We start from the raw sequence: 11,696 nt of genomic DNA, 5'->3' as shown, positions 1-11,696 counted from the left end.
ATTTACTTGCAAAGGAGACATCGTATGGACGCTATCGACAGAAAAATCATCAGCATTCTTCAAAAGGATGCACGAACCCCTATAAAAGCTATTGCCTCAGAAGTATTTCTAACTTCTCCTGCTGTTTCATCCAGAATTGAACGTCTGGAGAAAGATGGCATCTTGACAGGATATCAAGCCATTGTGAATCCTCTAAAACTAGGCTATCATATCAAAGCTTATGTAAACTTGGAAATCAGCCCTTCACAGAAACCAGAAGTTTATCCATATCTGGATGCACATCCAAACGTTTTAGAATGCGACTGTGTAACCGGCAACTATTCTGTATTAATAAAAGTAGCCTTTCCAAGTACCATGGAACTTGATCTGTTCATTGGCGAACTTCAGCATTTCGGTAAAACCAACACATTCATTGTATTTTCAACCATTGTAGAAAATCGGGGAGTATCTTCTAGAAAATATAAAAATAAATCTGAATAATTCAAGACTCGCTCAAAAAGTACTTGTTACATTTTAGTGTAACAAGATCTTTAGTAACAAAAAATATCTCCAGCCATATAATATGTCTGGAGATATTTTTCATTTTGTTTGAAGAATTAATATTAGCTTCTTGCTCTTTCCTCTAATAATGCCTTAACTTCAGCTTCTGTATCTAACTGCATTACTTCTTCAGCTAATGCTTTACATTCGTCCATTGTCCATAAAGACATAACTTTTCTTGTTGCAAGAATTGCTGTAGCACTTACAGAGAATTCATTTAATCCAAATGCCAGTAATACTGGAACTAATAATGGATCACTTGCTGCTTCTCCACACATACCTGCCATAATTCCTTCTTTGTTAGCAGCTCCAATAATGTTCTTAATAGAACGAAGAACTGCTGGATTATATGCAGAGTACAGATAAGCAACATCAGGATTACCTCTGTCAGCTGCCATTGTATAACCTGTCAAGTCATTAGTTCCGATACTGAAGAAATCTGCTTCTTTTGCAAGAATATCTGCAATTAAACTTGCAGCAGCAGTTTCCATCATAACTCCGACTTCAATGTCTTTGTCATATGCAATTCCTTCTGCATCCAAATCAGCTTTGATTTCTTCAATCAGAGCTTTTACAGCACGAAGCTCATCAACACATGTTACCAATGGTACCATGATACGAATCTTACCAAATGCACTTGCACGAAGCAGCGCTCTTAATTGTGGTTTATAGATATCCGGTCTCTTTAAGCAGAAACGTACTGCTCTGAATCCTAAGAAAGGATTCTCTTCAGTTGGGAGTCCAAGATATGGAAGAGCTTTGTCTCCACCAATATCTAATGTACGGATGATAACTGGTTTTCCTTCCAGAGTTGTTGCAACTTTTTTGTATGCTTCAAACTGAGATTCTTCAGATGGAACATCATTACTTTCCATAAATAAGAATTCTGTTCTAAACAGACCAACACCTTCTCCGTCGCGTTCTAAAACACCAGGTGCTTCTTCTGGTCCACCAATATTTGCAACCAGTTCCACAACATGTCCGTCTGCAGTCTGAGATTTCTGACCAACAAATTTAGCTAAAGCTGCTTTTTCTTCTAAATATTTTGCTTTCTTAGCCTTATATTCTTCTACAACAGAAGCTTCTGGTTTTACATATGCATCACCAGTAGCACCATCTAATACAACTTCGTCACCGTCTTTAACGATAGTTGTAATATTTTCAATACTAAGAACCGCTGGAATTTCCATAGATCTGCAGATAATAGCAGAGTGAGATGTTTTACCACCAATTTCTGTTAAAACACCTTCTACATTTTCAGGTTTAATTCCTGCTGTCATAGATGGAGTTAAATCTTCTGCTACCAGAATTGTTCCTGCTGGAACTGCACTGATATCAACTTCTTCAATACCAAGTAAGATCTTGATCAATCTTGTCTTGATATCTCCCAAGTCAGAAGCTCTCTGCTGTGTTAATTCATCTTCTGCCATTGCAAAAATCTGTGCAAAGAAATCACATGCTTCTTCTACTGCAGCTTCTGCATTGATTTTTTCGCCATCAATCTTGGCTTCAATCTGCTCTGCGATTGCTGGGTCCTGAATCATCAGAATGTGGCCTTCTAAAATCTCAGCTTCCTGTTCACCTGCTGTGACTTTCATTGTTTCAACTAATGCAGTTGTTTTTTCAATGAATACTTCAATAGCATCACTTAAACGTTTCTTTTCTGCTTCAGTATCTTCAATAGTAACTTTTTTGTAATCCAGTTCCTGTTCTTTGATTACAACGACTTTACCAATACCGATTCCTGCAGATGCGCCTATACCTTTATACATATTGCCACCTGTCCTTTATCAAATATTTGTTCTTATTCACCTAATCCAGATTCGATTAATTCTGTTGCATGTGCAAGAGCTGCTTCTTCATCAGGACCTTCACATACTAATTCGATTTCAGAACCACATTTGATACAAGCACCAATAATGTTCAGTAAGCTTTTTGCGTTGATTTTCTTATCTTCGAATACAATTGTTACATCAGATTCAAATTTAGTAACTGCTTTAGCAAGAACTCCTGCTGGTCTCATGTGTAATCCCTGTTCATTTTCGATGACAAATTTCTTTGATACCATAATTCTTCTCCTTCTCTACTTTAAAATATAATGTATCTTGTGTTTAGATTGTATACATGAAAAAGCACAAAAAAAGACCTATTAACAAATGTAAAACACTTATTAAATAGGTCTTGCCTGCCTTACCAGTCACAATCCAATCTCAATACATAAATAATACCAAATCTATGGTTATAAGTCAATAAAATTTCGTCCTTTCTGATCTATTTCCAGAATTAATCTTTTCACATAAATAATTAGATACATTTTCTCATCTGCTGACAACTTACACTGATAATGTCCTTCAATATGCTCTACGATTTTCTGACTGCATACATAGGCTTCCGGATATTTTTTCTGATTTCTTTCATAAAATTCCACATCATCTTCTTCATCCTCTTCGACCACGTAATTTTGTGACCGAATCCCTGATTCCAGATACTCAAGATGAGTTGCAAATCTCTGATAAGAAGGGTTTTCCGGGTTTAACGGAATCTCATAAAATTCCTGAATAATCGCCATTACCTCCTGTACAAATGGGGAATTTGCTCTCTGATCAAGAGTAAATATTTTTTCAATCTTATTTTTATCCAGCTCATCTCCTGCTTTTTTTCGGAATCCTATTCCCTTTCCCATCAGGATTACTTCTCTATTATTTGTATCAAAAGTGCTGACCACATTATTATTAATCACCTTTTGAATTATCATTTACTCATCCTCCTAAATAACACCAAGAATCTCTTTTGGAATATAGGCTTCAATATAAATTCCATCATCCCTGTATTCTTCTTTTATCAACTGTCCATGATTTCGAATGATCTGTATTTTCCCTGCTTCGTTATATTCATAAAGTTTTTCCAGATACAATTTCTGCTTTTGCAGCATCTGTTCAATAACATCCAAAAGAATATCTGTACCTTCCCCTGTTTTTCCAGAAATTTTTACAACGGCTTCCGCCATCGGATCTTTGAGGATCTCATCCTCTTCTACCAAATCCATCTTGTTAAACGCCGTAATTACAGTTGAATCTTTTGCTCCCAGCTGCTCCAATGTTTCATATACTGCTTCCATCTGTTTGTCCTTCTGCGAATTGGAAGCATCTACAACATGTACGATCAGATTACTGTATTTTGCTTCCTCCAACGTACTTTTAAAGGCGTCTACCAGATGATGTGGAAGCTTTCTGATAAAACCAACAGTATCCGTCATTAAAATTGTCTGTCCACTATCCAGTAAAACATTTTTTGTTGTAGGATCCAAAGTGGCAAATAGCTGATTTTCTTCCAGGACACCTGCATCTGTATAATAATTGAGCAATGTGGATTTTCCAGCATTGGTATATCCAACAATACACACAACCGGCATATGATTTCTCTGTCTTTGTTTCCTTTGGACCTCGCGATGTTTTACAACAGCCCTTAATTCAGCTTTTAAATGAGAAATCCTGGTCCGAATCAGACGACGATCCATTTCCAGTTTCTTTTCTCCCGGACCTCTGGTTCCAATTCCGCCACCTAATCTTGACAACGCTGTTCCCTGCCCTGTAAGCTTGGAAGCTCTATATTTTAGCTGAGCCAGCTCTACCTGAATCTTCCCTTCTCTGGTAAATGCTCTTTTAGCAAAAATATCAAGTATTACCAAGGTACGATCCATGACTTTTGTATCCAAAAATCTTTCCAGATTACTAATCTGTGCCGGTGAAAGCTCATCATCACATACAATTCCTGTAGCATCTGTTCCAAACAGTAATGCCTGAACCTCATCCACTTTCCCTTTTCCAATATACGTCCCGGGGTGAGGAGTTTCTCTTATCTGAATTACTCTAGCTGCAACTTCTGCCCCTGCCGTCTTTACCAATTCCGCCAGTTCATCCAGCGATTCTTCCGTATCGTGAACATCTTCAGTTGCAACCGCTACTAATATAACTTTTTCTTTAAACTCTTTTATAATTTCTTCCATCTATAATTTATCCTCTGCCACTGACTCTTCATGTAGTGCTACATTCTTAAAAGAATCACATTTTGTTGAAAACAAAAATAAAAACAAGCTATCTATAACTGCCATGGCTGCCATTCTGGTAAAGCTTACCTGATCATAAAAAATATGTTCTCTTGTTGCTGTGAGAATCGTATAATCGCATTCTTCTGCCAAAGGGGATTTTCCCTGGTTGGTTATACCAATAGTCTTTACGTTATTTTCCTTAGCAATATTTACAATTTTCATCAGTCTTCTGGATGCTCCAGATGCCGAAAGAGCAAACAAAACATCTCCTTCCTGCAAGGTCCTTGCAAAAGCCTCCTGAGTTTCCCATATAGTCGAAGTTACAGCTTTAAGGCCAAGCTGATTGAATTTATAAGTCCCATCCAGTGCAATAGGAACAGTATTTCCCATCGCAGCAAATTCTATCATATTTGCATGTAAAATAATGTCTATAATTTCTCTTAATTCCTGCGGATCAAAATTATGAAACGTAGCATTAAGTTCTTCTATCTTACTCCCCAGAATATTCTGTATGGATTGTTCCATATCATTTAAATTGATTTCATTGGAGATTACCTGATCTTCCTGCTGTCTTTGTTCCCCCGCCATTTTTATTTTTAGCTGATGAAATCCCTTACATCCGATTTTCTTACAAAAACGTACGATCGTAGCCTGACTGGCCTCACAGCATGCTGCCAGTTCAGACACCGACATTTCTATTGCTTCTGATGGATGATTGATCAGATAATCTGCGACCTTCTTTTCTGCATCATATAAACTATCATATGTAGAAAAGATTTGATCTCTAACAGATATTTTTGTTTGCATATTTCCCTCCATAGGTTTATCTTGTTTCAAGAAAAGTCAGCTCTTTTTTTCCTCTAGTATCTTTAGGATATTTCTTTACATATTCTTTTGCATATTTATATGCTGTATCATACTGAAACATAGATTCATATGCACTGATTCGTGTAAACATAACTTCGTCTTCATTTTTAAGATTAACCTGTTTCAATGCCGTCTCAAGAACATTTAATCCTTCTTTATATTTCTTCTGCTTTGCATAAATTGCATACTTAGTACAGTAAATATCTCCTGCGTCAGGTATCTCTTTGATACCTTCATCACAAATCTGTTTTGCCTTCTCTTCCTGACCTTTTCCTACATAACAAAATGCTTTAAAAGAATAGGCACGGCTTTCCCCTTTTTTTATCAATTTATCATAAACTTTAACCGCATCATCATATCGTTCCAGCTGATACAATGCTTCTCCCTTATAAAATAAAACATCGGTTTTTTGTTTTGTCCATAATAATGTAAATTTTTCTGAGGCCTGATAAAATTTTTCATAGGCTTTTTGGTATTCTTTTTTGTTTAAATGCTCAATTCCCTGATTTGCCGTTATTTTCTGTGAAATATATCCATACCCACAGAAACCTGTTAAAATCAAAAGAAAAATTATCCCTGCAATTATTAATCCTTTTATTTTACTATTCATAATTACTCTCCCGCTTTTTGTATATCTTATAACATTTGTAGATAAGTATAGCACAAAAAAAGAACTTTTTTAATTGCATTTTTCAAATGCAATTAGATTGGAAGACTCTTCTCCACACAAAGTGCCCCATAACCCACCTGTGAATTGGGATATACCGAAAAACCTCTCATTGCTCTTGCTCCTCTATGAAAATATGCTTTTACCTTTTCTCCATACAAATATAAATCATTTCCTTTCACAATACCCCATTCCATCAAAAGAGCTGCAGAGCCTGTTACAAATGGTGTCGCCATGGAAGTTCCGGACATTAATGTATCTCCACCTCCAGGAGATGCTCCTAGGATTCCAACCCCAGGTGCCACAAGATCAGGTTTTTCTACACATAGTTCCTCATCACCTCTTCCAGAAAAGACTGCATAGGAGTCATACTGTACATTATAGGCCCCCACCGCAATGATTTTATCTGCTGTTGATGGAATCGTTAACGTCATAGTCGTACTTGGTTCCAAAAATCTTGTTGCTGCATTAGTCCCGCTGGAAACAGGAAGCCAGAAATAATATCTTCCATTGACCAGTCTTTCCGGTGACAAAAGAATTTTCCATTGCCCGCTTTCCATTGCCTGTGTTTTTGGCACAAAAGCAAAAAAAATTTCCTGCCATTGGTTATAAGGCGTTGGTGTCCCGTAAAAAACATATACCAGTGTACTTCCAAAGTCATAACTCATTTTCCCGTTCTGTCTCTGTATCTGATGAACAGTTCCCGATGGCGACATAAGAACTATCGAAAAATCATCCACAAAATGTTTCCATAACTGCAGATTCATATTTTGTTCATACGGAGCAATATTAAATACGATTTCCTCTGAGCTTTTTCTTAGCTTTCCCCTTTTATGTCTTCCGGTATCTCCTTCATTTCCAGTACCAATACAAATGGTATTCTTCCATTTCCCCGAAATCTGCGTTATAAATGTTTCCAGTAAAGATCCCCCTCTATGATCTCCATAATTGTTTCCATAACTAATATTGACCGCAACGGGTACTCCTCTCTTCTGAGCATAATCTATAACAAATTCCAATGCCATCATCAGCTGAGATGTCCTCGGAAATCCACGTTCATTTAAATTTCCAAGTTTTACAACAAGAAGCTCTGATGAAGAAGCAACGCCCTGATTCCCTGCACAAATAGATGCCACATGAGTACCGTGTCCTCCTGGATCATTTCCGGGTATCACTTTCCACTGTTCTGTTCCACGAAGAATTCGGTTAATCTGTTCTTTTTCAACTATTGTTCCTGACGAAAAAGGCTCCGGAGGATTACCTGGAATTGTCTGGTCCCACAAAGCAGCAATCCTTGTATTCCCCTCAGAGTCTATAAAATCCGGATGAAATATATCAATTCCTGTATCAATTACCGCCACATATACCCCTCTTCCTGTCAGAGATAATGGTGCTCTTTTCACAGGCAAAAGACAAGAAGCTGCAATTCCTCTTTCCTGTGAAAGCAGCAATGCTTTTGGCTTTTCCACATATACAATCTGAGGAAGTGAAGCAAAAGCCTGTAATTGCTCTTCCGGCACAAAACCAATAGCATATCCGTTGCTTAACGGTTCTATTTTTATTCCCTGTCCCCTCTTTATATCCTGGAGATTTCCTGTATACTGAAAAATTACTTCCCATACATTATCCTGCATATTATAACCAACATCCAGATCCATTGTTTTTTCCCGTTCCTCAGGGCTCAGGTCCAAAGCCAGATTAAACTGATTTTCCAGTTTTTCATCTTCATCCATATTTCATTTTCTTTCTTTTTCTTTACTCTATGATTTTATTTTTATAAAAATGAATCATTTCTATGAAAAGTCTGCAAAGAGATGATGCCATCATAATACCACAGGCAATAGCTGCAGCTGCAACAATTGTTTTTTGTGAATAAATATAAAACATCACTCCATTTTTTGCAATGGCATATTGCATTGCATAATACAGATATCCTCCTGGAACCAACGGAATGATCGCACTGATCAAATGTACGGTTGCTGGTGTTTTTAAAAATCTTGCCATCAATTCTGCATACAATATAGCTACTACAGCTGCTGCCATATTCATCAGGAAAAAACTATTTGTTATCTGCTCCATGATCAGATAACAAATCCAGCATACCATCCCGCCTAATCCACAGGTCCATACCTTTTTTCCTCTAAGATTATAGAGCATGGCAAATCCAACACTTCCTGCAAAGCTTGCAATAATCTGCAATATTACTTTTTCCATCTGCTACATCCCTCCCAATATCAACAAAGCTGTAAAAGAACCACCGGCAAGAAAAATCGTTAACATGATAGATTCACATACACGCAAGATTCCGGACATGATATCTCCTCCTATCATATCTCGAAGAGCATTGACAAATCCAACTCCCGGAACCAGGAACATAATATTCCCAATGATAACTTTTCCAAAATCACTGGCAACCCCTGTCTGGGCGATGGTCCATGCTAATAAAGCTACAAAAAATGAGGACATAAATCTTAAAAACATATAATTTATCGTAAATTTATTCATATACTGCTCAAAAGATTTTATGAAAGCTCCTGTAAAAGCTGCAACCAATCCTTCCTGTATACCTCCGCCGAAGAAAAGCGCAAAAAAACCTGCGATCATTGCCGAGGCAATCAATTCTCTTTTAAAACCAATTGTTTCTCCATTTTTTATCTCTATTAGCCGTCTTTCAATTTCTTCGATTTCTGGAAGTTCCTGACACATATATCGTGATAAAGAATTTAGCTGATCCAGTTTTGTAAAATCTGTATGATAATTACGGATTCTTTTTGTCTGTGTTATGACAGTTCCATTTTCATCTTTAATGGAAGTTACGATACTGGAAGTAATGGAAAATACGTTGGTCTCACAGGCTCCATATGCCTTACAGATCCGCTCAATGGTATCTTCTACTCTGGACACTCCAGCACCCGCTATTAACATTTCTTTTCCAATTTCCATGGAAAAATTCAATATTTTATTTAAATTCATCTTTCTTCACCTTTGACCAAATTGATATCCGGAGCTATCTTAACACAAAAAAAATCCTTATACTATAATGCATAAGGATTTTTAACTTATTTTTTATTTAATCTTATGTGTCCATGCAACAGCCAGTGCTCCATATCCAATATGGCATGCAACACTTAATGACAATGGATCCATATGGAATTCCATTCCTGGGAATTCCTCCTGAAGTTCCTTTGCCCATTCCATGGCAATCTCTTTATTACCGGTATAAGCAGCCTCTAAATAGGCATGCTCTGCAAAATTGCCATCTGGAAATCGTTTCTCAAGTTCTTTTCGTATTGCAGCAATCATTTTTTTCTTGGCCATTTTAACTCCACGGGTCTTAGCAAAAGCATCCAGTTTCTCTCCATGGATCTGCAGAACCGGTTTAATACTTAAAACAGTTCCTATGGCTGCTGCCCCAGGTGTGATTCTTCCACCTTTTTTCAAATACTTTAAGGTATCAACCACAATATATATTCCCGTGTCAAACTTTTCTTTTTCGAGAATATCTTTTATCTCTTCGGCAGATTTTCCTGTCTCTGCCAGTTTCACAGCATCCAGTACTGACTGCCTCTGTGTAACGGAAATTCTCTGATTATTTACTACCTGAACCCGTCCATCATAATCCTCTGCCAGCATCATTGCTGTTTCACAGGAACTACTTAACCCACTGGACATTGGAATATGCACAATCTTATCATAATCATTCAACAACTTTTCCCATAAGTCAATAACATCTCCAGGTGCTGGCTGTGAAGTTTTAATATCCCTATCTTCCGCAAGCTTTTTATAAAACTCTTCCTGCGTAAGTGTTATATCTTCATAAAATAATTCTTCATCAATATAAAACGGCATTGGAAGCACAGATATTCCCAGTTCTTTCCCTTGCTGCTGTGTGATTCCGCTGTTGCTATCTGTTACAATTGCTATTTTATCCATTTTTGTATCCCTTTCTTTTTAATAGGAATTTTCTCCTATTTTGTATCATATCAAAAATTCAGGGATGCCGTCAAAGGTTTTCCATAGCTTTTTATAATTTCTTTCTATTTTTTTTGTATAAAAAAATTCCAAAACATATAACTGCAAAAATAATTCCAACAGGATATCCGATCTTCGAAGATAAATGGAATCCCTCAGGAGCAATCATAATATATGTAGCTGTTACTGCTGACATAAAGGTTGCCGGAATAACCGTCATGATCCACATCTTTCCGTTCTTAACCAAATACATGGAAGCTGCCCACAACGCAATCATTGCCAGCGTCTGGTTGCTCCATGAAAAATATCTCCAGACAATCTGAAAATCAATCTGTGATAACAATGCACCAACTGCCAAAATAGGAACACTTAATGCTAATCTAGGTTTTGTAGCTTTCTGATCAATCTTAAACCAATCAGATAATGTTAATCTTGCACTTCTAAACGCAGTATCTCCAGAAGAAATCGGACAGGCAATAACACCGATCATTGCCAGTACGGCACCAACAGGCCCTAATAATGTATGACATATTTCATATACAACTCCATTTTGTGTTAATTTTGCAAGAGCTACAGACAAACCTCCTGTTCCGTTATAAAAACTTACACCTGCTGCTGCCCAGATCAATGCAATGACACCTTCAGAAACCATTGCACCGTAAAATATCTTTCTTCCATCTTTTTCGCTGGTATAACATCTTGCAATCATTGGTGATTGTGTTGCATGAAATCCTGAAATTGCACCACAGGCTACTGTTATGAACATAAAAGGCCATATAGACTGATGTGCCGGATGAAGATTTGCAAGCGTCATTTCCGGTAAATGATATCCTTTTACAATTAACCCTCCAGCAACGCCTATTGCCATAATAATCAGGCAGATACCAAAAATCGGATAAAGTTTTCCGATTACTTTATCAATCGGAAGTAATGTCGCCAGAAAATAATATATAAGTACCACTACGAGCCAAAATTTTGCATCAAATGTTTTTGGTGTAAGCATTGCCAGAAGATTTGCAGGTCCCGTAGCAAAGACTGTTCCTACTAAAACAAGAAGGATAACAGAAAAAACTCTCATGACATTTTTCATTCCACCGCCAAGATAAATTCCAACAATTTCTGAAACACTGGCTCCATCATGTCTGGTAGAAATCATTCCAGTCATATAATCATGCACACCACCAGCAAAAATTGTTCCTAAAACAATCCAGAAATATACGATAGGTCCCCATTCAGCTCCAAGAAGTGCGCCAAAAATCGGCCCAAGTCCGGCAATATTTAACAGCTGAATCAGAAAGCAACGCCATGTTTTCATTGGAACAAAATCAATTCCATCCTGTATTCTCAAAGATGGAGTCTGCCGATCATCTGGTCCAAAGTTCTTTTCTACTATCTTTCCATAGATAAGATAGCCTACAATCAGTAACAGTAATGCAATGAAAAAAGTAATCATAATATTTCACCTCTTCTTTCAAAACTTCCTTTTACGGTTCCTTTTTTCTGTTATTAATTGTACGGCTTTTTGTGCAATTTATATATATTATTTGTTTTATCTGTATATATAGAGGTATAAACTGTCAATTTTTGTGCACGAAATGTAAA

The 11,696-nt window shown here is 37.0% G+C and carries 12 protein-coding genes; 1 reads left to right on the top strand and 11 read right to left on the bottom strand.

Going from position 1 to position 11,696, the window contains the following annotated elements:
• Window positions 1-24: 24 nt before the first annotated feature.
• Entirely contained in the window at window positions 25-480 is a 456-nt protein-coding gene (locus KTB61_RS01675) for an Lrp/AsnC family transcriptional regulator (RefSeq protein WP_075758990.1), read from the top strand.
• A 122-nt stretch (window positions 481-602) separates the two neighbouring features.
• Here the strand turns inward: KTB61_RS01675 and ptsP are convergent, their stop codons facing one another.
• From ptsP to KTB61_RS01620, 11 genes are all read right to left on the bottom strand, one after another.
• Complete coding sequence (ptsP, locus tag KTB61_RS01670; RefSeq protein ID WP_075758991.1) at window positions 603-2,312, bottom strand: phosphoenolpyruvate--protein phosphotransferase; 1,710 nt, start codon at window positions 2,310-2,312, stop codon at window positions 603-605.
• A gap of 32 nt (window positions 2,313-2,344) precedes the next feature.
• On the bottom strand, window positions 2,345-2,608 hold the full coding sequence (locus tag KTB61_RS01665; protein ID WP_006568975.1) for an HPr family phosphocarrier protein: 264 nt from the start codon (window positions 2,606-2,608) through the stop codon (window positions 2,345-2,347).
• 171 nt (window positions 2,609-2,779) lie between these two features.
• Window positions 2,780-3,295 carry a CAT RNA binding domain-containing protein gene (locus KTB61_RS01660; RefSeq protein WP_075758992.1) on the bottom strand — a complete coding sequence of 172 codons (516 nt, stop codon included), beginning with the start codon at window positions 3,293-3,295 and terminating at the stop codon, window positions 2,780-2,782.
• Between the two features lie 12 nt (window positions 3,296-3,307).
• Window positions 3,308-4,546 carry a GTPase HflX gene (gene hflX, locus KTB61_RS01655; RefSeq protein ID WP_216696667.1) on the bottom strand — a complete coding sequence of 413 codons (1,239 nt, stop codon included), beginning with the start codon at window positions 4,544-4,546 and terminating at the stop codon, window positions 3,308-3,310.
• Window positions 4,547-5,395, bottom strand: a complete 849-nt coding sequence (locus KTB61_RS01650) for a MurR/RpiR family transcriptional regulator (RefSeq protein WP_075758994.1) — start codon at window positions 5,393-5,395, stop codon at window positions 4,547-4,549.
• A 16-nt stretch (window positions 5,396-5,411) separates the two neighbouring features.
• Entirely contained in the window at window positions 5,412-6,065 is a 654-nt protein-coding gene (locus KTB61_RS01645; protein ID WP_216696666.1) for a tetratricopeptide repeat protein, read from the bottom strand.
• A gap of 92 nt (window positions 6,066-6,157) precedes the next feature.
• Window positions 6,158-7,855 (bottom strand): S8 family peptidase, encoded by a 1,698-nt coding sequence (locus KTB61_RS01640; RefSeq protein ID WP_216696665.1) that lies wholly within the window; start codon window positions 7,853-7,855, stop codon window positions 6,158-6,160.
• A gap of 22 nt (window positions 7,856-7,877) precedes the next feature.
• Window positions 7,878-8,336, bottom strand: a complete 459-nt coding sequence (locus KTB61_RS01635; RefSeq protein ID WP_075758997.1) for a threonine/serine exporter family protein — start codon at window positions 8,334-8,336, stop codon at window positions 7,878-7,880.
• A gap of 3 nt (window positions 8,337-8,339) precedes the next feature.
• Window positions 8,340-9,095 (bottom strand): threonine/serine exporter family protein, encoded by a 756-nt coding sequence (locus tag KTB61_RS01630; protein WP_075758998.1) that lies wholly within the window; start codon window positions 9,093-9,095, stop codon window positions 8,340-8,342.
• A gap of 93 nt (window positions 9,096-9,188) precedes the next feature.
• Complete coding sequence (locus tag KTB61_RS01625) at window positions 9,189-10,055, bottom strand: DegV family protein (RefSeq protein WP_075758999.1); 867 nt, start codon at window positions 10,053-10,055, stop codon at window positions 9,189-9,191.
• Between the two features lie 91 nt (window positions 10,056-10,146).
• Complete coding sequence (locus KTB61_RS01620) at window positions 10,147-11,547, bottom strand: carbon starvation CstA family protein (protein WP_075759000.1); 1,401 nt, start codon at window positions 11,545-11,547, stop codon at window positions 10,147-10,149.
• Window positions 11,548-11,696 lie beyond the last annotated feature (149 nt).

The organism is Anaerostipes faecalis, assembly GCF_018982945.1.
GTDB lineage: Bacteria > Bacillota > Clostridia > Lachnospirales > Lachnospiraceae > Anaerostipes > Anaerostipes faecalis.
This window is presented reverse-complemented; position numbering and strand designations above follow the sequence as displayed.